Raw genomic sequence first — 24,624 nt, forward strand, 5'->3', positions numbered from 1 at the left:
GGGGCGGGGTTCTACTCCGCCCAATGAAAACAACGTCTGCCTTGCTGGATTCAAAGGGCAGAGCAGAGCCCTGCCCCTACGGAATGATAATCATTTGTATAACCATGTCCTCCATGTTCCACGCCCATAAATCAATAATTTATCACCGGGCTGCATTCAACGCGGCCCCCGCCTTAAACCACTTTATCTGCAACTCATTATAGGTATGATTCACCGCGAATGATTCTTCCGTGCCGTCGGCATGGTACAGAATGGCCGTCAGCGGTTTTCCGGGTGCGAACTCTTTCAGACCGATGATCGAGATTTTGTCCTCTTCGCGTACTTTCTTATAATCATCCTTATCGGCGAAAGTGAGAGCAAGCATACCCTGTTTTTTCAGATTCGTTTCATGGATGCGGGCAAAACTCTTGGCCAGGATCACTTTTACATTCAGGAAACGAGGTTCCATAGCGGCATGTTCGCGGGACGATCCCTCGCCATAATTTTCTTCTGCTACGACGATAGATGAAATTCCCTTTGCCTTATACTGCTTGGCGACGGCCGACACAGCCTCATACTTGCCGTTCAGTTGGTTCAATACGCTGTTGGTCTTGCCGTTGAAAGCATTCACAGCCCCCATCAACATATTGTCCGAGATATTCTCCAAATGACCACGGAAGCGAAGCCACGGACCAGCCATCGAGATATGGTCGGTCGTACACTTGCCTTCGGCCTTCAGCAACAGAGGCATTTCGATCAGGTCTTTGCCATCCCAGGCTGCGAAAGGCTTCAAGGCCTGCAAACGGTTGGATTCGGGACTGATCACCACTCCGGCTTCCTTACCTGTCGGGGCTACATAACCGTTGTCTTTCACTTCGAACCCTTTCGGCGGAAAGTCGGTGCCTTCCGGTTCTTTCAGTTTCACTTCGCGGCCGTCGGAGGTTTTCAGCGTATCGGTCAGCGGATTGAAGCAGAGGTCTCCAGCGATGGTCAGCGCCAGCGTGAGTTCCGGGGAGGCGACAAAAGCATGTGTGTTCGGATTGCCGTCCGCCCGTTTGGCGAAATTACGGTTAAAGGAGGTGACGATGGAATTTTTGCGCGTATTATCGTCGGTATGCCGTTTCCATTGCCCGATACACGGGCCACAGGCGTTGGCCATAATCGTCGCGCCGATCCGCTCGAAATCTCCGAGGATACCGTCCCGTTCAGCCGTATAACGGATCTGCTCGGAACCGGGGTTGATAATCAGCGGAGCTTCTACCGGTATCTTGTCTTCGGCTGCTTGGCGGGCAATCGAAGCAGCACGGCTCAAATCCTGGTAGGACGAGTTCGTGCAGGAACCGATCAGTCCGACTTCCATCTTACGGGGCCAACCATTCTCCTTCACTTTAGCGGCAAATTCGGAAATAGGCGTTGCCGCATCCGGCGTGAACGGGCCGTTGATATGCGGTTCCAGTTCGGACAAATTGATTACGATCACACGATCATAGAAAGAATCCGGCTGTGCCCGCACGTCCATATCGGCTTCCAAATAATCGGAAACGGCTGTTGCCCACTCGGCCACATCATCGCGTCCCGTTGCGCGCAAATAAGTGGCCATGTTCGTATCGAACGGGAAAAGAGAAGTCGTGGCGCCCACCTCGGCTCCCATATTACAGATTGTCGCCTTCCCTGTCGCCGACAAGGATGCGGCGCCGGGACCGAAATATTCGATGATGGCATTCGTTCCTCCCTTCACAGTCAGGATTCCTGCTAATTTTAGGATCACATCTTTCGGAGAGGCCCATCCGCTCAGGCTACCGGTCAGTTTTACACCGATCAGTTTCGGCATTTTCAACTCCCATTCCATGCCGGTCATCACATCCACAGCGTCAGCGCCGCCCACGCCGATAGCGATCATACCCAAACCGCCCGCATTCGGCGTATGCGAGTCCGTACCGACCATCATACCGCCGGGAAAAGCATAGTTCTCAAGCACTACCTGATGGATAATGCCGGCTCCCGGTTTCCAAAAGCCGATACCGTACTTGTCGGAAACGGATTTCAGGAAATCGTAGACCTCGCTGTTGCTCTGCGTAGCCGTTGCAATATCTGTCTTAGCCCCCATATTCGCCTGGATCAGGTGATCGCAGTGCACGGTGGCGGGAACGGCCGATTCGGATTTTCCTGCGTTCATAAACTGAAGCAACGCCATCTGTGCGGTCGCATCCTGCATCGCGACACGATCGGGACGGAAATTCACATAATCTTCACCACGGCGGAAAGGATGGATGTCCGATTCGTTGTACAAATGTGCATATAAGATTTTCTCGGCCAGGGTCAACGGACGGCCAACGTGTTTGCGGGCTGCATCCACCCGCTTCGGGAAATTAGAATAAAAGCTTCTCAGCATGTCAATGTCGTACACCATATCTATTCTTTTTATTAGTTAGCAATGTAGGCTGGGATAAAAATAGTATTTATATAAATACCTTTTATTCAATAATTTCTATCGATCGATAAAGGGTATCTATGAGGGAGAGTGTGTCAAATATCGGTATTCATGGGACGCAGATAACGCAGAAGAGCGCAGATTAACGCAGATATTATTAATTATCAGCAAAATAAATCTGCGTCCCTCTGCGTATTCTGCGTCATCCGCGTCCAGTAATATCAATTTGACACCCTCTTTGTTCAAAGGCTTTATTTATTTCTTCTTATTTCTTCAACGATTCTTTCCATTTATCCGCATAGCTGTGCAGGATAGAGGCGATCCCTTCCCCAATACGGACATAATCTTCACGTTTCAGATTAGCAAGCGAACAACGGATAGACCACTCCGGTGCATCGAACCCGCCACCGTTGAGCAATACCAGTGAAGTTTCTTGTGCCAGGCGGAACACGACGTCTACCGGCTCGTAATTTTCCTGTAAGTAGACAACGAAATCATCCCCGTAAAACTTCTTTGCCCAGACCAACATATCGATCTCGCTATAGTAGCCGGCACGCAACGGATCGTCGAGCAATGTGAAACCGGTGCTTTCCCAAAGCGTATGGAGGCGATCGTGAATGATCTGCTGCATTTTCGTCTTATAAGCATTCTCGCGATCCAGCAGGGAGAAGGAGGCAAAGAGCGCCATTTGCGTCTGTTGCGGCAGCGAAAGCCCGGCGGTATGGTTCAAGGCGACCTGGCGACTGTCGGCCACCATACGGTCGATGAAACGGATTTCCTCCGGATGGAGCGAAATACTGCTATAACGTTTATTCAACTGTTCTTTCCGCTCTGCCGGCAGTTCCTTCAGCATCCGGTCGTATATATTCTCTTCATGCAACGCGACAACGGCCAGGCGCCAACCTGTCGCTCCGAAATATTTGGAGAAAGAATAGACGCAGAGAGTGTTCTCCGGCAATTCCACCATGATCGAACGAAAATGGGGAATGTAGGTCGCATAGACATCATCGGTAATGATCATCAGGTTCGGATTGTCATTGCGCACGATATCAACAATACGTTTCATCAGACCATCCGTCAAACCGTATGAAGGCGGATTGCTCGGGTTGACGATAAAGGCGGCCTTGACAGACGGGTCTTTCAGGATGTCCAGGTCTTCTTCCTTGTACTGCCAGGTATGGTAGCCGTCTTTTGTCATTTTACAAGCGTGGATTTCGGTTACATCGAATAAGTAGCGGGCTTGTTCCGGTATCTCTATATAAGGAGTGAATACCGGGGCAAACAGGACGATCTTGTCGCCTTTGTCGAGAAGGAAATTTTGTTGCAGGGAATCGAATATATAGCACATCGCGGCAGTTCCCCCTTCGGTGGCGAAAAGGTCGAACTTCCCTTTGGGCGGGCGGTTGTCGCACAACTCCTGCTTCAGGTAGTCTTCGACCAGCACTTCCGTATATTTCAGGATACGGTCGGGAACGGGATATTGGTCGCCGATGACGCCTTCCGTCCATTCATGTACGAGGTCGTTCTCATCTACTCCTTTCTCGTTCACCAGATAATCATAGGTATCTTTCAGCAGTGCCATGCCGGGCGAGCCGGCGTGCTTCATCAGGAATTGCGTGAAACGGGTGGCGATACGTCTCTTTTCAGGAATACCGGCCAACCCGACCATTTCCTCGCCATATTCGGAGGAACGGGCACATTCTTCCAGTCCGAACTGGCCGAGCAGGAAAAAGGCTTCGCGGGGCACGGTACTGATCCAGTTCGGATTGCCGCGCCCTGCGTTCAGCATGATATGCGTACTCTTACGGGCGCTTTCGTCCGCAAGGTCTATCAGGATATTTTTCAGTTCGAAGGGACTGATTTCCGACATTTTCTTTTCGTATTCACGAGTGATTTTGTGTGTCATAAAGAAATAACTTAATTGAATATAATGAGTATATAAAAAACAATGCTTCCAACACCTTTCAGGTCATCAAGAGGACGATCACGACTCCCCAAATGATCAACAGGGTATTACCGACCGCGTATGTTACCGTATAGCCTAATGCTGGTGTCTGGCTCTCAACGGCATCCTCCACAGCCCCTAAAGCTGCTGTGGTAGTACGTGCTCCGGATGTACAGCCTAACGTAATGGCCGGATGGAACTTAAAGACATATCTTCCCAACAGCACACCGACAATCAACGGGATAGCGGTAGCCAACGCACCGATAAAGAAGAGACTGATACCGACTTCCTTCAGCCCGGTGACAAAGCTCGGTCCGGCCGTAATACCGACAACAGCGATGAACATATTCAACCCGACATTATTCAGTACCCAAAGGGAAGGTTCCGGGATTCGTCCGAAAGTCGGATGCTTGGAACGCAACCATCCGAAGACCAATCCGGCGATCAACGCCCCACCACTCGTACTCAAGCTGATGGGAACACCTCCGAAATGGATCGTCAAAGCCCCCACGACACCTCCGAGAAAAATCCCGAGGCCGACGAAAATCATATCCGTCTGGTTTGTCGGGCGATCGGCATAGCCTAATGTATCGGCAGCCGCATTCACCTCCAATTTTGTGCCGACCAACTCCAGCATATCGCCGGGATCGATCGTCGTGGCAGCCAAAACCGGTATGTTGATGCCGGCACGTTTGATGCTCTTGATGCTGACACCGTGCATGACCGGCAGTTTGCGCAGTTTGGCAACTGTCATGCCTGCATATTTCTTGCGGGAGATCAATACGGGTAGCGTTTCGGCCGGGAAGTCTAACAACTCGATATCATTGACTTCATCGCCGATCCAGTCCTCCTCTCCGATCACAAATTCACGACGTCCACTGAGCACGACTTCGTTTCCTTTCAAAAGCATCTGATCGGCCTTCGCATCCCGGATCACACCATCGATACGAACCCGTTCGACGAAAAGGCGTCTTCCTTCTCCTTCCAAATAATCTTCCAGTTCTTTCACGGTCTTCCCCGCCCCGAACCAGTCGTTGCTGATCTTGTAGGCGCGAAACGTGATCGGACGGGCGGCAGGCATGAAGCCGGGTTGCTCGCTTTCGTCATCCGCCCCCATTTTGGCTTCCAGTTCGCGACAGGCTTTCTTGACCGATTCGATCCCGCCCAACAGACGAGGAGCGATATCGCTCATGATCCAGGCGGAACCGGCCGTACCGAAAATATAAGAAACGGCATAGGCTACCGGCATGACATTGATCATATCCGTTTTATCTGCCGCCGGTATTCCTAATTGGTTAATCGTATCTTCGGCCACACCGAGCACAGCGGATATCGTCTGCGAACCAGCCAACAGACCGGCAGCCTCTCCGGCAGAATAGCCCATGATCTTTGCCAGCATAAACGGGGCCAGCAGGCAGAACAGGCACATCACGACGGCAAACAAGACCTGTGGCAATCCTTCCTTTTTCAATCCCCGGAAGAATTGCGGACCGACACTATACCCTACGGCAAACAAGAACATCAGGAAAAACACCGATTTCAGCGGGGCCCCGATATCGATATGCAATTGCCCGATCAACACACCGACCAGCAAGACGCTGGTAACCGTCCCTAACGTGAACTTTTTAATCTTGAATTTACCGATCCAGAAGCCGAAAGCCAGCGTGAGAAAGATGGCAAGCTCCGGGTAATGCCGGAGCAAATTGGCAAACCATTCCATATATCTATTTTTTTTGGCGTTAATAAAATTGATAATGAAACACGACAAAGGAAAGAGTTGTTGTGTTAAACCAAACGAAAGCAGAGTTAAATTTATAGTTGGCATTTCTAAATAAATCTCTATCTTTGCCTCCGCTTAGGTGATATAACTGCCATCCGACAGTTGTATAAAAGGGAATCCGGTGGAAATCCGGAACAGTGCCCGCTACTGTAAAGCCATATTAAAAAAAGAAGAAAGCATTCTCCATGCCACTATCCGCAAGGATGGGAAGGCCGCTTTCCGAAAAGGCTAAGTCAGGAAACCTGCCAAGCAAGACAATAATAACTCTCCCGGGGCCAGGAAAGCTATTGACACATACATAATAAAACTCTTTTTTCCATGAAAAAGAAATGTTGGCTGACAGCCCTTCTTGCGGGTTGTTCTCTTTGCGCGTCACACGCACAAACCGTGTTGCGCACGGATACGAATGATCTGAGAGAGATCCGCCTGGACGAGGTCGTCGTGACAGGTACCGGAACGGAACATTATTTGAAAGACGCTCCCGTACAGACGGAAGTGATCACAGGGAAAGCGTTGGAACAATACAACGGACGCAGCCTCGACGAGATTCTGAGCGCCCTCTCCCCTTCCATCACGTTCAGTCCGGGAGACATGGGTAGCAATATCCAGCTAAACGGATTGAAGAACGACTATATCCTGATCATGGTGAACGGGAAACGGATGAACGGCGACATCGGCGGACAAAACGACCTGAGTATCATCAACCCGGCAACCATCGAACGCATCGAGATTGTAAAAGGAGCCTCCTCTTCCTTGTATGGAAGCGATGCTATCGCGGGTGTCATCAACATCATCACGAAAAAGAACCGCGATAAAGTCAGTGTCTCCAACACGACACGCGTCGGCAATTACGACGACCTGCTCCAGAGCGAAATAATAGGGTTCAGCAACGGAAAGCTGAACTCCACCACTTCCGCAAGCATGAAACATACCGGAGGTTGGCAAAACACGACTCAAGAATGGTATCACCACGATCTGCAAGAAGGAAGCGTGAGCAAAACAGTGAGCCGCTCCACCAACTTCACGCTTTCCCAGAATTTCACTTATAAAGCGAGCGACAGACTCAGCTTGTCGGCCGATGCCTCTTATTACCAGAAATGGATTTTCCGTCCTGTCGGTCCCTGGAAATATTATTTATACGACTATTTCTACCGGAACCAGGATTACGCCTTAGGCTTAAAATATAGGCTGAACGACAAACGGAGCTATCTGACCGCCGATGCTTCTTTCGGACAGTACAACTACTATTTCGATTATACGGGCCAAGAAGTGACCAACTTTTTCCATCCCGACGGAACGCGGGTTGTCAATTACCCCGGCGACCGCGTATTACAGACCATGCAGCGCAGATGGTTGAACCATGTCAAAGGGGTATTCTATTTAGGAGACAATCATATTTTAAGTGCCGGAATCGAGCACCAACACGACTATCTGAAATCTCCTTACCGCCTGAAACAGGGGAAGGCATCTGTCTATACTTTAGCCTCTTATGCACAAGACGAATGGTCGATAACAAACCGGCTAAACCTGACTCTCGGTTATCGTTTTGTCCATCATAAAGAATTCGGTCAAAAGTTCACCCCAAAAATATCAGCCAAGTACAGCCTTGGCGATTTCAACCTGCGTGCCACTTACTCGTATGGTTTCAAAGCCCCCACCTTGAAAGAGCTTTATCAGAATTATATCACCGTTATCATGGGACCGCTGAAAGCCTATTACGGCAACGAGAACCTAAAGCCCCAAAGTTCGAACTACGGTTCGGCAAGCGTAGAATACAGCAACGGGAAATTCCAGGCAACCGTGACCGGGTACTATAACCGGATACACAACATGATCGCCCTGACCGTCGTCCCGACTTCGTCAGAAGACAAATTCCTGGAAGTAGAAGAAACGATGAAATACAACAACCTCGCCAAAGCCCGTTCATTCGGAGCCGACTTCACCTTCAACTATCAGGTGCTTCCGTCACTGGCTATCGGAGGAGGCTACAGTTATACGGATGCAAAAGCCCAGTACACGGAAGACCAGAACGATCCCAACTACATGAAATATCTGCCGATCAACGCGACTTCCTACCACAATGCCAACTGGAAAATAGCCTGGACACACAAAGATGTCGGCGTCAGCCTTTTCGGCAGATACCAGTCCACACGCTATTACATCACGGATGGAAATGGAAAAGCCTATCAGCTCTGGCGCCTGAATGTAAGAAGCTCACTGCTGAAAACGAAGAAATGGAACCTGGGGATGAATGCCGGCATCGATAATATATTCAATTATATCGACCGCACACCTTTCGGCAAGAACCGGGGGACAACCAGTCCCGGACGGACTTTATACCTCTCGCTGAACGTTAAATTTCAGAATAAACAAAAATAATCACTTTTAAAAATCAGTAAAAATGAAGAAGTTTAAACATTTATGGCTGGCAGGCTTATTACTTGCAGCCACAGTAGGGTTCACATCCTGTGACGACGATGACGACAATGCAACATCTGCCAACCCGGCAGAAGAATTCGTGACAAAGAACAAAAAGCACGAGACAGCCATTCTGCTATGTACTTTCGGAAGTACTTTCAAAGAATCTATCAAGACCTACGATCAGACGTTGGCAGATTTCGAAACGGCATTTCCTGATGCAGACATCTATCTGGCTTTTACATCTTACACCTGTGTGAATCGTGTCTTCGCCGAAACAGGTATCGAGCGTTATCAACCGGATCTTTGGTTAAAAGCAATTGGTAAAGCCGGTTATAAAAAAGTAGCCGTACAATCTTTACACATCATTCCCGGCGAAGAGTATCTGAACTTAATGAACAAAACGGTCAAGAAAGACTTCATGATCGAACAATACCCGAATGTCCAAGTGACAAAAGGTACCTGTCTGGTTTACGATGAAGACGATGTGCAAGCTGTTTCTGCCGCCTTATACGATCATTACAAGAGCAACCTGGCCGACAAAAAACATTTGCTCCTGTTGATGGGACACGGCAACCCGGACAAGAACTACAATGCCAACAGCAAATACGCCGAAGTGGAAGAAGCCATGCAAGCATTGTCTCCTAACAAAAACGTATTCGTCGGGACTGTCGACTATGGCGACATGCTGTTCTGGCCGTTGGACAAGGATGAAAAACCTTTACCTGCGCCTAATGCCGAAAGCGTTTATTCCAAACTGACAAAATACTGCGAAGACAACAACCTGCAACCGTCAGATATCACGATCTCGTTGGCTCCCTTCATGTCTATCGCTGGCGACCATGCCCACAACGACCTGTGGGGCATCGAAGACGGTGACGACTTTAGCGAAGCTACTCCGGGCGCCGATGCTTGCTGGAGATTGAAATTGCTGAAGATGGGCTTCAAGATCGCCACAGACGAAAGTCACAACGGGGATGTCGATAAATGTACGATCAACGGTTTGGGCGACTATGCCTCCATACGCAAAGTATGGGTAGATCATTTGAAAGCCATCTACAATAATGCCGACGAGTGGCAAACTGGCGAGGATTACCAATAATCATATAAAATAGCTACTCTCTTGCGGAGAGGATAAATTTCCGGCAAGAGAGTAGTATCAAAATGACACCCCTATCCCATCTAATTTGAATTAGTAGGGCATATTTTGGAAATTACCCGCAAGGGTAATATTTTTTAACATTCTATTTGATAGCAAATACCCCTATTAGATTATCAAAATGACAACAAGCAAATTTATCTACATTTTCTTTTGCATGTTCTACATCCTGACACAATCTGCGAGAGCGGAAGGGAATTTTGTCGAATCCGATCTATTCGGTTCTCTGAAAGAAGGCGAAAAGGCTGCCGTACTTGTCGTCCATTTCGGAACTACACACGAAGATACGCGGGCCAAGACAATAGACGCCGTCAACAACAAGATAGCGGAAGCATTTCCCGGCATCGAAGTCCGCGAGGCCTGGACATCCCGCATCATCATGCACCGCATGAAAACCCGCGGCTTGAAGAGACTGAGTCCGGAAGAAGCTCTCCGACAACTGAAAACGGATGGTTATACTCATATCCTGATCCAATCCAGCAACATCATAGAAGGGATTGAAATGGAATCACTCCGCAAAGACGTCGCCGCACAGGAAAAAGATTTCAAAGAGATCCGCATCAGCACTCCCCTTTTGTTCAGCCCCGGCGACTACGAAGCAGTGATAGCAGCCATCACCCCAAAAGGGATCAAAGACGGAGCGGTCCTATTAGTCGGACACGGCACCTACACACCGAACACGGCTCAATACGCCATGTTGGACTATATGCTCAAAGCAAAAGGGTTCAGCCGGTGGTCCGTCGGCACTATAGAAGGGTATCCTTCCTTCGACGATGCTTTGTTACAAATCGAAAGTGGAAGTCAGAAGACCATCCAATTAATACCGTTCATGTTCGTTGCCGGCGAGCACGCGAAAAACGATATTGCCGGAGACTGGAAAGAAAATTTGGAGAAACAAGGATATCGCGTTGATGTCCTGATGGAAGGGCTCGGACAAAACCCTGCCATCCAAGACATTATCGTACAGCATGCACGTTTCTGTGCCACCCACAAATATCTTGATATCGTCAAAAAGAAAAAAGAATATGCTCAGGGTAAGGAAAAATATGAATAATCATCCTCCGATGGTCGTTTCGATCCCATAGTCGGCAAATATCTCCCGGCAACGTCCGACCGTCTCGTCCGAAGGGGCAGCGAAAGCATATCGATCCGGATTGTAGACCGTACCCAATTTTTCATGCTTGCCCTTGCCAATGTCATGATATAAAAGCAGGTTTACAGTCCGGTGCTCCCACGGCAACGAAGCCAGGAAAGCGGCACTGCGTGTTATATTTTCTTCATCGGCATTCACACCTTCGATCAAAGGAATACGAAGATAGAAATCGTGTCCGGCTTCTGCAACCATCCGAAGATTGGACAGGATCAATTCGTTCGGGACACCGCAATATTTCGCATGCTTGGCCGAATCCATCTGCTTCAAATCGACAAGGAGAAGCTCGCAATTATCCATCACGTCGCGTACGATCTCCGGCCGGGCGAACAGCGTCGTGTCGACAGCCCGATGGATCCCCTGTTCCCCGCAACGGCGCAACAAGTCCAATAACGGTTCGGGATGCAACAACGGCTCTCCTCCGCAAAACGTCACGCCCCCCTCCGAACGGTCCATGAAAACGGTCTCCTTCTCAATCTCCTTCATCAAGGCTTCGGCCGAATACTCCGTACCCGATATCTCCATCGCCAAAGCCGGACACACCTCGGCACAGATTCCGCACAGGGTACAACGCGCCCCGTCCGTCACGATCCCCTCCGGCGTGAGTGTCAATGCCTGCTGCGGACAAGCCTCGACGCATGTCCGGCAACCGATGCATTTCTTTTTCGTATAGAGTTTTTGCTTCCGGCTGGAGATTCCTTCCGGATTATGACACCATACGCACGACAGGGGGCATCCTTTCATAAAGATCGTAATCCGGATACCCGGCCCGTCGTTGATGGCATATCGTTTTATATCGAAAACAAACATCTTTTTTCAATTGCTAAAACGTTTCCTGTTCCGTCCGCATGATCACATCCGCCTGCAGATCGGCATTCATGTCATTGAAATAATCGCTGTAACCGGCTACGCGGACCAGAAGGTCGCGATAATCTTCCGGACATTTCTGGGCAGCATAAAGCGTCTCCGTATCGACGATATTGAACTGGATGTGATGTCCGCCCAAAGCGAAATAGCTGCGGATCAACGAAGACAACTTGGAGATATCCTCCTCACGCTTCAGCAGGCTCGGCAGGAAACGCTGGTTCAGCAACGTTCCTCCACTCTTCACCTGGTCAAGCTTGCCGAGCGACTTGATGACGGCAGACGGCCCGTGCGTATCGGCGCCATGAGACGGAGATGTGCCGTCCGAGATGGCACGCCCGGCCAAGCGTCCGTTAGGAGTCGCCCCCATCACCTTGCCGAAATATACGTGACAGGTGGTAGACAGCATATTCAGATGGAAACATTCGCCTTTCGTATTCGGCTTTCCTTCGATCGTATCATAGAGATCGTCAAACACCTTCACAGCAATACTGTCGGCATATTCGTCATCGTTTCCGAAGAATGGCGTGCGGTTCAGAATCGTCTGTCTCATCGCCTCGGCCCCTTCGAAATTATCGGCCATCGCTTTCAGCAGTTCGTCCATCGACCAGCGTTTATCTTCGAATATATGTTTTTTCAGCGTCGCCAGGCTGTCGGTAATCGTACCGAGTCCCGTACACTGGATATAGGTCGTATTATAGCGCGGGCCGCAGTTGTAATAGTCCCGTCCTTTCGCTATGCAATCGTCGATGAAGAGAGACAGGAAGGTAGCCGGTGCATACTTGGCAAACATACGGTCGATATAGTTGCTGACACGCACCTTCATATCCACAAAGTAGCGGACCTGCTTCATAAAGGCGGCATATAGTTCGTCATAGCTGCCGAAACCGCGCGGATCGCCCGTCTCCAATCCGACCTTACGCCCGGAAACCGGATCGACACCGTTGTGGAGCGTCACTTCCAAAATCTTCGGCACATTCAGGTAACCGGTCAGCACATACGCCTCCTTGCCGAACGCCCCGACCTCGATACAACCGCTGCAACCACCTTCGCGTGCATCCTGCAACGATTTTCCCTGGCGCATCAACTCCTGGATATACACATCCGGATTGAACACGGACGGATAGCCATGTCCCTGGCGGATCACCTTGCAACCGGCACGCAGAAAACGTTCCGGTGTGCGGGCACTGATATGGATCGCACTGCCGGGTTGCAGGATATGCAGTTCTTCGATCGTTTCGAGCATGATATAGGAAACCTCGCTCACCCCGTCGCTACCATCGGCTTTCACACCGCCGATATTCAGGTTCGTAAAATCATTATACGTACCGCTTTCCTTAGCCGTGATGCCGACTTTGGGAGGAGCCGTGTGGTTGTTCACCTTGATGAAGAAACAGGACATCAATTCTTTTGCCTCGTCGCGTGTCAACGTACCGTCGGCAATCCCCTTTTCGTAGAAAGGAGCCAGATGCTGGTCGAAATGACCGGGATTCATCGCGTCCCAACCGTTCAGTTCGGTGATCGTCCCTAAGTGGACGAACCAATACATCTGGATCGCCTCCCAATAGTTGCGGGGAGCATGGGCCGGAACCTGGCGGCAAACTTCGGCAATACGGCGTAACTCGGCCGCCCGTTTCGGGTCTTTCTCCGTCAGCGACATTTCATCGGCGAGGTCCGCATGCCGTTCGGCAAACAAGATGGCGGCGTCGCACGAGATGGACATGGCAGTCAGTTCCTCCTGCTTGTCGGTCGCTTCGGGATCGTTCATGAAATCGAGCCCGTCCAGTTCTTTCCGGATACGTTCTTTCAAATCCAGCAATCCGTACTTATACACCTTTCCGTCCAAAGCGGTATGTCCCGGAGCGCGTTGTTCCATAAATTCGGTAAACATCCCCACCTCATAGGCATCCTTCCACTCCTGAGGCACATGGCTGAAGATACGTTCTCGCTGGGTACGCCCTTTCCAGTAAGGGATCACTTCGCGTTCATACGTGTCGATGTCTTCCTGGCTGATCGTATAACGCTGCAATTCACGTGTGTTCAAGACATGCAGATCCTCCACACTATGGCAGGTCAGTTCCGGGAAAGTCGGCACACATTTCGGTTTCGGTCCGCGTTCGCCCACGATCAGTTCGTCCTTGCCGATATAGATCGTCTTCTGCTTGCAGATCTCATAAAAATTCATGGCCCGAAGAATCGGAATCGGATATTTTCCGTAGTTTTCCTTGTAGAAACGGGTTTCTATCAAAGCGCGTTCAATAGACAGGGAGGGCTCGGCTTCGAACGTCTCTTGTCGAAGACGTTTGATCCGGTCATTCATTCCATAGGCATTTGCCTCTACTGCGGGAGCGAAATTAGATGCACTGTGCGGTGCACGCTGAGCTGTGATTGTAGTCATATTATATAAAAGGCTATTTTTATTCAATTATTTTAATCTGATAAATTCCGGACAGATACAGAGATAAAACCACCGGCATAGAGGCCAATGACTTCAGATACTAATACAAACCGAAAGAACTCTTACCCGAGAACGGTAAAAGAGAAAGGGGGAAAAACGCCTGTCAAGAAATCAGGCAATTGAATAGTCGTCTATAAGATTTAACGAACATATTGTAATAATTTAAAATCAACACTCGGTATTAAGTGTATGATTGCAGCAAATATAGACATTTTTCCATAAAAACAAAAGAAATCATATTTATTTAATAAAACCCGGTGCACCCCATCCTGTAAAAAGATCAATCAAGCAATCCCATACGCTTTCAACTTATTATAAAGCGTTTTGCGGTCAATACCCAACAGCTGGGCTGCTCTGGTCTTATTGTTGCCGGCTTCTTGCAGGGCACGTTTGATCATTTCGCATTCATGCGATTCGTTTTTCAACTGGATATTGACCGGAGCGGAAACCGGACCGGCAGTCAGCTCTTCCGGGAGTTCGTTACAGGTAATATAGCGGCCGGTCGCCAACAGGGTAGCATACTTGATGGCGTTCTTCATCTGGCGCAAGTTGCCCGGCCACGAATAAGACTGGAAAATCCGGATCACTTCATTATCAAAGCCAATAATATCTTTCTGCAATTCCATATTGGCTTGATCCAGGAAGTTGTTGGCAAACAGCAAAAGATCTTCTTTCCGTTCCTTCAGATCAGGGATACGGACGGTAAACTCGTTGATACGATGATACAAATCTTCGCGGAAATCCCCCTTATCAATCGCAGAACGCAGGTTCTCGTTTGTCGCGGAGATAAGACGGACATTGATCGCGATCTCCTGATTGCTACCGATCGGTTTTACTTTCCGCTCCTGCAAGGCACGAAGAAGCTGCACCTGTACCTCATAGGACAAGTTGCCGATCTCATCCAGAAAAATCGTACCACCTTGGGCGGCAACAAAGGCACCTTCTTTATTATCGATAGCTCCGGTAAACGAACCTTTCACATGCCCGAAAAATTCAGACGCGGCCAAGTCTTTCGGGATCGCTCCGCAGTCAACAGCAATAAAAGGGGCTTTCTTACGGTTGCTCTGTTCGTGAATACGGCGGGCAACATACTCTTTCCCCGTACCGCTCGAACCGGTAATCAATACAGACATATCTGTCGGAGCAACCAGACGTACATGCTCGTAGAGCTGGCGGGCAGCTTGGCTCTGTCCCTCCACATACTGGCTATGCGTTCCTCCCGGCAGTTCGGGACGTTTAGCTGAACGCGCAGGACGTTCCGGCTCGGTGGCAGAAGCGACCGGGCCTGTTTCCGTCTTTATCACATCCTTGATTTTGCCTAAAAGTTCTTCCGGGTTCAACGGTTTGGCGATATAATCGGACGCCCCTAACTTGATGGCTTGCACGGCGGTTTGTATCTCCGCATAGCTGGTCATCATAATCAGGGGAATTACAAAATTATTTTCTTTTATCCATTTCAACAGATCGATTCCATCCCCGTCCGGCAAACGCAAATCAGACAGGATCAAATCGAACGAGGCATCCTCTATCCGGCTTCGCGCATCCGAAACCGATGATACCGAACTGACCTCGAAGCCTTTCCTCCCCAGCCAGGTTTTCAGCATCAACGAGAATGTTATATCATCTTCTAAAATCAGAATAGACGGCATATTGTTTTTATTTTATTTCCTACGCAAATATAACGGATAATTGTCAATTCAAAAAGCCCAAGTCGCCTTTTTCCACGCCCCTTCGAACGGACCTTGCTTGAATCTCTTCAACCACCAATGGCAGAAACCTAACTGGAGGACGAACAGCAGGACACCGACTCCGAAACTGGCTGTCGTACCTAAAACATTATAAAGTGACAAACCATAGCCGAAATAGACAAACGATCCTATAATAGACTGTGTCAAATAGTTAGTCAAACTCATCTTTCCGTATGGCACCAAACTGTGCAACACTTTATGGGTCGAAACTTGTTGCCACAGGAAGACGAAACAAGCGACCAACACACACATGAAAGAGAAATTGCGGAAAGAGGAAACCACCGTATTCATCGGAGTCAGCATCGCCTTGTTGGAGATCATATCCGGCAGGGAAGCCGTAATGAAATACAACGGGACAAAGCAGACCGCGCCGATAACCAGCGTCCGCATCCAGAAAACCCGATGTTCGGACAGTTTGGCAAACAACTGTCTGCGTCCGATCAGCATACCCAACAGGAACAAAGAGGCAGTCTGGAAGAAACGTCCGTACCCCCATGCCCACAACAGACTGAACAACTGGCCGTCCCAAAGGTTGGACTTGACCATCGCCCAGAAATCCGGCTGCGAAAGGAACGGATACATACGTTGGCTATGCACACGCCAAACGCCGGCTGCCGGCACATAGTCAGGATTCATCATCGCATAGAAAAACTTGCCGAGTTCGAGCGGTTGGAGCATCAGGATAATAGCGGCAATGAGGACCGCCCGGTCGCTCCATTTGCAGACTAACACGAGCACCACGCCAATTATAGAATAAAGGACTAATATGTCGCCGGGGAAAAACGCCCCGTTGAAACAGCCGATAATGAACAAAAGGAAAAGCCGCCACAGGAAACGCAGGCGAAAGTCTTTGCCTTTCTTCGCCTGGTTGTTATATTGAATAAAGAAACTGAATCCGAACAGCAGAGAGAAAATCGCGTAAGCTTTCCCGGAAAAGAGGAAAAACAATGTTTCCCATATCCCTTTATCCATCGCCTCCATAAAAGCCGAAGAAGCTGCCGGGAAGTCATAGAAATTAAAATGTTCGATGTTGTGTAGTAACATAATAGCCATAACGGCAAAACCGCGTAGTGCATCCACCACCTCGATACGAGGCGACTTAGCTAAAAGTCCGTGCTCCATTGATAATGATTTATGATTTATGATTTTTAATTTATGATTTATGATTTACAATTTTACGAAAGGCAAAAGTAGATAAAGAAGTCATATAAAACAAAAAAAGCACCCTTTTAGGCGCTCTTTTTGTTTGCAGACTTAAAATAGATACTCGAACATAGTAACTTTAAAACGGTTTTTAATGTAGAAACGTCCACTTCCGCTTCTCGTTATAAAAGAAGCGAATACCGTGCCAAACTCGGCCCGGCACACGACCTGTTTTTGTAAACTCTTCTATTTTAACAGATAAGTCACCCGGAATGTTTTACAGGAGCTAATTATTACAACGTTACAAATGGGGAATTGTGGACATACATGGGGAATTTTTCTACAAATACCGCTCCACAGCCTGGCCCACAACAACACCCGCCTGCCGGATCACTTCAGATAAAAGCCGCTTCCAACCTTCGTCTGTCAGTGCTTCGTCGTTCTTCTCAAGGATTCTCAGTTGGGCTACCAAGTCGGAAGCTCCCAACATGGTGAAAAGCGGGATCAGCTTATGGGAGATTTTGGCAGCCGGAACACGTTCGGTCTTCTCCAAAGCTTGTTGCAGCAACGAAACGCTCTTGTTCGTCTCCTCGGCAAAAGTCCGAATAATGGACGCAGAGGCTTCTTTGTCTTCACCGGCAAAAGCGGTAAGCGAATCAAAATTGAATTCGGGCGACACCTCGGCTTGTATATCCGCCTGCAACAGGTTATTCAACAAAGCGATCAACTGCTTAGCCGTGAAAGGCTTGTTCAGGAATCCGGTAAAGCCGACTTCCAAATAATGGGTATGCTCGTTTTCCACACTGGCCGAAAGCGCGATGACAGGCACGGTATCTGTACCGGGGACACCCGACGAACGAATGACGTTGAGCAGGCCGTAACCATCCATTCCCGGCATCTGTATATCGGTTATGATCGCGTCGAAAGAACTATTACGCAAAATATCGACCACGGCAAACGGATTTGAACAACTGGCGACCTCCACATGGTTCCGTTTCAAAAACTCTTCCGTCAGTGCCAACTGCAACGGATCGTCGTCGACCAGCAAACAAAAGATTTCGCGTCCTCCGAAGCTCCCGGTTTCCGTTTCGTCTTCCTCCTCTATGGCAGGCGTGGCAGGTAGTGTCTGCACTTCCGACTCCTGCAAAGGCAGGACAATCGTAAAATCACTTCCTTTTCCCGGAACACTCTTTAGCGACAAGGTTCCTCCCATCAGTTCGATCAGCTTGCGGGTAATGGAAAGTCCGAGACCGAAACCTTCTTCCTTTTCAGTTCCCGACAGACGGGCAAACTCGCCGAAAATCTTTTCCTGTTCTTCTTCCGGAATCCCGACACCGGAGTCGGAGACGGTAATTGACAATTGAGGATGGACAATGGACAATTGACAATTTAATTTGACTATTAAGACGATGCGCCCTTCGTGGGTAAACTTGACAGCGTTGGACAACAAGTTGCTGACTACCTGGCGGAGACGTATCGGATCACCGGAATAGATGCGATCCATCCCTTCCTCTTTCATATTCAGAACAAAAGCCAGTCCTTTCGCCTCGGCTATCGGACGGAAGCTCCCGTATATTTCGTTAAAAAGCGTACGCACGCTGAAGGGCACGTTCTGTATCTCCATCTGCCCCGATTCCAACCGATGAAAATCAAGCAAGCCGTTCACCAGCGAAAGGATATGATCGGCCGATCCGGTCATATTTTCCAAATAATAACGTTGCCTTTCGTCCGGACGACGGCGCAGCAACAGTTCGATATAACCGATTATGGACGAGAGCGGCGCACGGATATCGTGGCTGATCGTCAGCATCAGCTTCTCCCGGCTATGGAGCAGGTCTTCGGCATATTGCTTGGCTTTCTCCAATTGCTGCCGGTAATACTGGCTCCTGGAGATATCACGCGTGATCAGAATGATAAAGACCACCACGATAATCAGCGACAGGATAGCGATGCCGCCAATGAGATAAGAGGTTTCGCGCAGCACCTCCTGTTTCTTCACGACACGCTCCATCGACGCGTTCATCTCCTCTTCTTCTATATCGCGCAACATCTGGTTGATCCGGCTTGTGATGATACTGTTATTATAACGTAAATTAGCGGCACGCTCCAAAAGCTGGTCGACAAGCTGTTTACGCTGGTCGGCCACACTGTCCTGCAAATTTTTCAGGACTGTCACGATCGTGTCTGCCGGGTTGAAGGAGTTCACCAACGTATCAGTCACGATCTGCCGGGTCGTATTCACGATAACAGTCGAATCCTCTTTAGGCGGTGAGAATGCATCGGCAAGGCGGCGGAAAAAGCCGCGGTGCTTATGGGGCTGGGGAGTTTTCACGGAATCCTGGTGCACGATCACGCGCTCCTGTATTTCGACCTGCCGGATCATCGTATCTTGCCGGGCGATCACCTTCTCGATGTTTTGGGTGTACAGATGTTCCGCGTTCGTCTCGCGCCAGGTTTCCAACAGGCGGCGCGTGTTCCAACGCTTCTGCTCGATCAGCATATCGATCGTGTCGATCTTGGGATATAGTGCGGGATTCGACACTAACGTACGCAAGGAATCCATATTCTGCAAAGCCTTGTTCAGCGTGCGGTTGAAATGCTTGATTTCCCCCTGCGGAAGCCCGACCATTTGTCCGAGTGCTTCGCTTTCGTAGAGCAACGACAAGGTGTTGGTCACGAGATAGACCTTCTCGCTCGATTTGTTGTTCGGGTCGTCTTCGCCGGCAAACTGTTCGATGATGTTATAGATATAAACGACCGAACACACGGCTATCAGGATCAATAACAAGTATCCCAATATGACTTTACTTGTAATATGCCCGTTCTGTGCGCTCATCAGTCTTTCTTATAGGCCATTTTCCATTTGTCCAACATAACGAAATCCGCTTTCTTCAATCCAACCTTCCAGAACGGGACCGGTTCGTCGTGATCACCGAGAAACATACGGTCACGAACGGCAAAAGCAGGGTTGGTCAGGGCCAATGTGGAATCGGATACCGAAGTCCGGACACCGGCAATATCCAATACCGTATGGAACACGCTGTTCGTGCTGACCGGATACGCCCCGTGAGACATCGCCGTCCGGTATTTCTCCGGGAAAACGGTCCGATAATCGTCCGAAAACCAAATAATATACGGGATATGGAGCTGATAATAAGTCGGTATAGGCGAAGCATGCAGGTAACGGGCACGCGCATCATCGAAAATATCTTCTCCATGATCGCTCAGATAGAGCATCGACGCACAAACCTCCTTCTTTTTCAACATGTCGACAATCTCTCCCAAGACATAATCCGTATAACGGATCGAATTGTCATAAGCATTGCGCAGTTCCTTCTTATAAGACTGGCGGATGCCTTCGGCCTTATCCGGCGTATAAATCCGGAACTCGGCCGGATACCGCTCATGATAATTGAAATGCGACCCGTATGTATGGAGGACGATAAACATATCCTCGTCCGATTTATCCAGTTCTTTTTCCAAATACGGCAAAAGGGCGGCATCGTGCAACGAGGTCAGATACGATCCGGTGTTGAACGTGCTCATATCAATAAACGTATCGGCCTCCCGGTAGAAAGCCCCGATCATCGAAGTGGTCAGTTTCTGGTTGGCGATGACAAGCGTACGGAAACCGGCTTCCTTGAAAGCGGTGACAATGCTTTTCTCGTCATATATCACGCCATAGTTTTCCGCGCTGGCGGCAGACAGGATGATCGGTACGCTTTTGTGCGTATTGTTGGATTGCGTCACGACATCCGTAAAATGCACCAGGCCATCGAGCCCCTTCATCCGCGGAGTCGTATTGCGTTCATATCCATACAAGCTCCATTCCATAGCCCGCGAAGTCTCTCCCACCACAAGCACGTAAATCTCGCGCTTGCCATCCGCCTGTCCCGTCCGGACCGAGTTGAACTTGAAATCGGCGGAAGAGATCGAATAGTTGGCGTTTTTGTTCGATTTGGTAATCGCAAAATAGAGATTATAAAGCGCATTGACCGGATAGACATCGTTCTTGAGCGAGAAACTGTGCTTTTGCCAAGAAGGCAGAAAGCAAAGCAGCACCCCTACCCCGAAAAGTCCTAAGCTTCTGAACGCCCACCGCTTGCGAAACACGGCGGTCAACCTGTCTTTCATGAGGACCGAACGCGTAGCCAGCCACAAGGTAGGAAGCGTATAAAAGAAAAAGACGCAAACGATGACAAGAAAAATATTCCCTAATAATTCGCTTGCCTCGGAAGCATTCGAACTTGTCAGGTTCAGGAACATGTCCACCGCTATCACCGACTCGCCGAAAAGATACAACAGGACCAATTGCCCTCCGTCCAATATGATTTTCGGCAACAGACACCAGACCACCACTCCGGGTTTACGCGCCAGCAGCAAAACTCCCATCCAGAACGCCAGCGGCATGACGATAGAAGCAAGGCCCACCGGAACAGGCAAAGGCTCTGTGAACAGAAAAACACAGTTCGGAATGATGAAAAGCAAGCCGAACAAGAAATATAAGTGTTCCTGTGAAGATATCCAACGCAAAATATTAGTAAAGTACCTCATCGATTTTTGCCTAAAAAGCCTAATTTTATCAACTATTCTTATCACTATTCCACAACAGTACTGCTGTAATCGGCAAAAATAAGCGTTATCCATCACATACACATACAGAAGAAGCACAAAAAAAGTTATTTCAACGTCTGCCTTGCCCGATATCATTTCGTCAGCAAAACAGCCACTCCCCAGTCCAAATAGAAATGTTAAAAAATATTACCCGCTATAGTAATTCCAAATATATGGGGTACTAATCCGATTTACATGGGGTCGTAATGACATTTTGATATTTTAAAAATCATGCAAATGCTTTCAATAATCTTGCAATATGCCGGTAGCAGAACTTTGTTGCTTCCGACTGTCGCTTTTTATTTTTAATTTCGGGCAACCGAAAAAGGGGAAGATTATTTAAAATCATCAATAATAATTAAGGTAAAGACAAAATGAAAAGACAAATCATGCTGCTATCGGCTTGTACGGTCGCTTTGCTGAGTGCTTGTTCGTCGAACACGCGCATCACAAACGAAGTATATGCCCCTGCTGCCAAAAACGAATTACGGGCGCCGGCAACACCGCTGGTAACGATCGACCCGTACACCAGCGCCTGGTCGTTTGCCGACCGCCTGAACGAAGAAAGCGTGCGCCACTGGACCGGCCGTAACTTCCCGCTGTTGGGAAGCCTGCGTGTAGACGGCGTTTCATACCGGTTCATGGGAGCGGACAAAGTAGAGGTGACGCCGGTTATCGGTACGGCGGCTTCCGGCTTATGGGAGGCGACCTACACATTCGGGCAGCCGGAGGGAGAATGGACCGCCGTCGATTACGAGGCAAAAGGCTGGAAAACAGGCAAGGCGGCATTCGGGACAGACGATAATCCGTATCGCTCCACTCCCTGGCAAGACGGCGACATCTGGGTACGCCGCTCGTTCGACTGGCCTGAGGGGACGGATAAGGAAGATCTGTTCCTGCAATATTCGCACGACGACAACATCGAGTTGTACATCAACGGCAAGCAGGTGGCCGTAACCGGCAACGGGTTGGATTACGACCTGCTGAAGGAAATCCCGCAGGAAGTGGCCAACACGCTCAAACCGACGGGCAACATCCTGGCTGCCCACTGCCGCAACAACGGAGGAGGAGCCTACGTGGACATGGGAATCATGAAGAAGGTAAAACGGGGAGACACATTTGACAATAAAGCGGTCCAGACGGCGACCACCGTCATGCCGACACAGACGTACTATACGTTCGAATGCGGCCCTGTCGAACTGGATTTGATCTTCACTGCTCCGATGCTGATGGACGACCTGGAGGCCATGACCGCCCCGTACAATTATATCACGTATCAGGCCCGTTCGTTAGATGGCCGGACACACGAAGTCCAGTTATACCTCGAAGCGACCCCTCAATGGGCTGTAAACACGACAGATCAACCTGTCACCTTCGAAAAGATCGAAAAAGACGGGTATGTCTATCTGAAGACCGGCTCTGTCGACCAAGAAGTTTTGGGCAAGAAAGGTGACGATGTCCGCATCGACTGGGGTTATTTCTATCTCTCGGCTGCACAATCTCCGGATGTGACAGTCGCTATCGACGAATATTATGCAGCCAAGAAAGCATTTATGTCCGACGGCAGGCTGTCCGGCAAAGCGGACAACGTATCTCCGGATATGGAAAAACAGATGACGGTCCTCGCCTACTCCGACAACTTAGGCAAGGTAAACGGAAAGACCGTATCAGGACATCTGTTGATCGGATATGACGATCTGTATGCGATCCAGTATTTCAATGATAACCGGATGGCCTACTGGAAGCACGACGGACAGACGGATATTTTCGATGCCTTCGCCAAAGGTCAGAAAGAGTATGCCGGAATGATGAAACGGTGTGCGGATTTCGACAGGCAACTAATGCAGGAAACAACGGCTGCCGGCGGACAAAAATATGCCGAGCTGTGCGCCCTGGCCTATCGTCAGGCTATCTCCGCCCACAAGTTGGTAACAGATAAGGAAGGCAACTTGCTATTCCTGTCGAAAGAGAATTTCAGCAACGGCTCGATCGGAACGGTCGATATCACCTATCCTTCGGCCCCGATGTTCTTATGCTATAACCCCGAACTCCTGAAGGGAATGATGAACCCGATCTTCTACTACAGTGAAAGTGGCAGATGGAACAAGCCTTTCCCCTCACACGATGTCGGCACGTATCCGCAGGCTAACGGACAGACCTACGGCGGCGATATGCCGGTCGAAGAATCCGGCAATATGCTGATCCTCGCGACAGCCATTGCGACAATCGAAGGAAATGCGGATTATGCGGCCAAACATTGGGATGTTTTGACAACCTGGGCCGATTACCTGAAAAAAGAGGGGCTTGACCCGGACAACCAGTTATGTACAGACGATTTCGCCGGTCATTTCGCTCACAACACCAACCTGTCCATCAAGGCCATCATGGGTGTGGCAGGCTACGGCAAGATGGCCGGAATGTTGGGAAAGAAGGAAATAGCGGATTCTTATCTGGCGACAGCTCGTGAAATGGCTGGCAAATGGATTGCGATGGCAAAAGACGGGGATCACTATAAGCTGACCTTCGATAAGTCCGGTACATGGAGCCAGAAATATAATTTGGTTTGGGACCGCTTGTTAGATCTGAATATATTCCCTTCGGAAATAGCTGAAACGGAAACAGCTTACTACAAGACCAGACAAAACAAATATGGTCTGCCGCTGGACAACCGCGAAGATTATACCAAATCCGACTGGATTCTGTGGAGTGCCTGCCTGACCGGCAATACGGCCGATTTTGAAACGTTCATGCTTCCGGTCTGGAAATACGCCAACGAAACGACCTCACGCGTCCCGTTGAGCGACTGGCATTACACTTCCGACGGAACACAACGTGGATTCCAGGCCCGTTCAGTCGTCGGCGGCTACTATATGCGATTGCTGGAAAAACGGCTGAAGAGAAAGTAAAAGATTTATGATTTATGATTTATGCCTTG

The 24,624-nt window shown here is 49.3% G+C and carries 13 protein-coding genes and 1 riboswitch; of the genes, 4 read left to right on the forward strand and 9 right to left on the reverse strand.

The annotated features are described in order from the left end of the window. Positions 1-142 precede the first annotated feature (142 nt). The 3 genes from NQ564_RS07255 to aspT form a co-directional block, all read right to left on the reverse strand. Positions 143-2,389: an aconitate hydratase gene (locus NQ564_RS07255; protein WP_008149326.1), complete on the reverse strand. Its 2,247-nt coding sequence runs from the start codon at positions 2,387-2,389 to the stop codon at positions 143-145. A gap of 286 nt (positions 2,390-2,675) precedes the next feature. Continuing rightward, positions 2,676-4,316, reverse strand: a complete 1,641-nt coding sequence (locus NQ564_RS07260) for a bifunctional aspartate transaminase/aspartate 4-decarboxylase (protein ID WP_008149324.1) — start codon at positions 4,314-4,316, stop codon at positions 2,676-2,678. 58 nt (positions 4,317-4,374) lie between these two features. Beyond that, positions 4,375-6,075, reverse strand: a complete 1,701-nt coding sequence (gene aspT / locus NQ564_RS07265) for an aspartate-alanine antiporter (RefSeq protein WP_008157492.1) — start codon at positions 6,073-6,075, stop codon at positions 4,375-4,377. Positions 6,076-6,195: 120 nt separating this feature from the next. Beyond that, positions 6,196-6,399, forward strand: a riboswitch (cobalamin riboswitch). A 54-nt stretch (positions 6,400-6,453) separates the two neighbouring features. Between aspT and NQ564_RS07270 the strand changes: the two genes are divergently transcribed. From NQ564_RS07270 to NQ564_RS07280, 3 genes are all read left to right on the forward strand, one after another. Beyond that, positions 6,454-8,514: a TonB-dependent receptor plug domain-containing protein gene (locus tag NQ564_RS07270; RefSeq protein ID WP_008149321.1), complete on the forward strand. Its 2,061-nt coding sequence runs from the start codon at positions 6,454-6,456 to the stop codon at positions 8,512-8,514. A 22-nt stretch (positions 8,515-8,536) separates the two neighbouring features. Then, positions 8,537-9,655, forward strand: coding sequence for a sirohydrochlorin cobaltochelatase (locus NQ564_RS07275; RefSeq protein ID WP_129649961.1), 1,119 nt, complete (start codon positions 8,537-8,539; stop codon positions 9,653-9,655). A gap of 178 nt (positions 9,656-9,833) precedes the next feature. Continuing rightward, a complete protein-coding gene (locus NQ564_RS07280) occupies positions 9,834-10,766 on the forward strand; it encodes a sirohydrochlorin cobaltochelatase (protein WP_129649963.1) in 933 nt (310 codons plus the stop codon). Here NQ564_RS07280 and NQ564_RS07285 read toward each other — a convergent pair whose 3' ends face one another. From NQ564_RS07285 to NQ564_RS07310, 6 genes are all read right to left on the reverse strand, one after another. Continuing rightward, the gene (locus NQ564_RS07285; RefSeq protein WP_008149316.1) at positions 10,767-11,672 is read right to left on the reverse strand and encodes a glycyl-radical enzyme activating protein; all 906 of its coding nucleotides are present in this window, start codon (positions 11,670-11,672) and stop codon (positions 10,767-10,769) included. A 13-nt stretch (positions 11,673-11,685) separates the two neighbouring features. Further along, complete coding sequence (gene hypD / locus NQ564_RS07290; RefSeq protein ID WP_008149314.1) at positions 11,686-14,124, reverse strand: trans-4-hydroxy-L-proline dehydratase; 2,439 nt, start codon at positions 14,122-14,124, stop codon at positions 11,686-11,688. A 344-nt stretch (positions 14,125-14,468) separates the two neighbouring features. Next, positions 14,469-15,833, reverse strand: a complete 1,365-nt coding sequence (locus tag NQ564_RS07295) for a sigma-54-dependent transcriptional regulator (RefSeq protein ID WP_008149311.1) — start codon at positions 15,831-15,833, stop codon at positions 14,469-14,471. 48 nt (positions 15,834-15,881) lie between these two features. Continuing rightward, on the reverse strand, positions 15,882-17,054 hold the full coding sequence (locus tag NQ564_RS07300; RefSeq protein ID WP_008149308.1) for a DUF418 domain-containing protein: 1,173 nt from the start codon (positions 17,052-17,054) through the stop codon (positions 15,882-15,884). A gap of 361 nt (positions 17,055-17,415) precedes the next feature. Beyond that, the gene (locus NQ564_RS07305) at positions 17,416-19,911 is read right to left on the reverse strand and encodes a hybrid sensor histidine kinase/response regulator (RefSeq protein WP_129649965.1); all 2,496 of its coding nucleotides are present in this window, start codon (positions 19,909-19,911) and stop codon (positions 17,416-17,418) included. Next, positions 19,911-21,629 (reverse strand): phosphoethanolamine transferase, encoded by a 1,719-nt coding sequence (locus tag NQ564_RS07310; RefSeq protein ID WP_008157478.1) that lies wholly within the window; start codon positions 21,627-21,629, stop codon positions 19,911-19,913. The genes NQ564_RS07305 and NQ564_RS07310 overlap by 1 nt, the downstream gene beginning before the upstream one ends. Positions 21,630-22,063: 434 nt before the next feature. Between NQ564_RS07310 and NQ564_RS07315 the strand changes: the two genes are divergently transcribed. After that, a complete protein-coding gene (locus NQ564_RS07315; RefSeq protein WP_008149300.1) occupies positions 22,064-24,595 on the forward strand; it encodes a glutaminase domain-containing protein in 2,532 nt (843 codons plus the stop codon). The last annotated feature ends 29 nt before the right edge of the window (positions 24,596-24,624 follow it).

It is taken from the genome of Parabacteroides johnsonii DSM 18315 (assembly GCF_025151045.1).
GTDB lineage: Bacteria > Bacteroidota > Bacteroidia > Bacteroidales > Tannerellaceae > Parabacteroides > Parabacteroides johnsonii.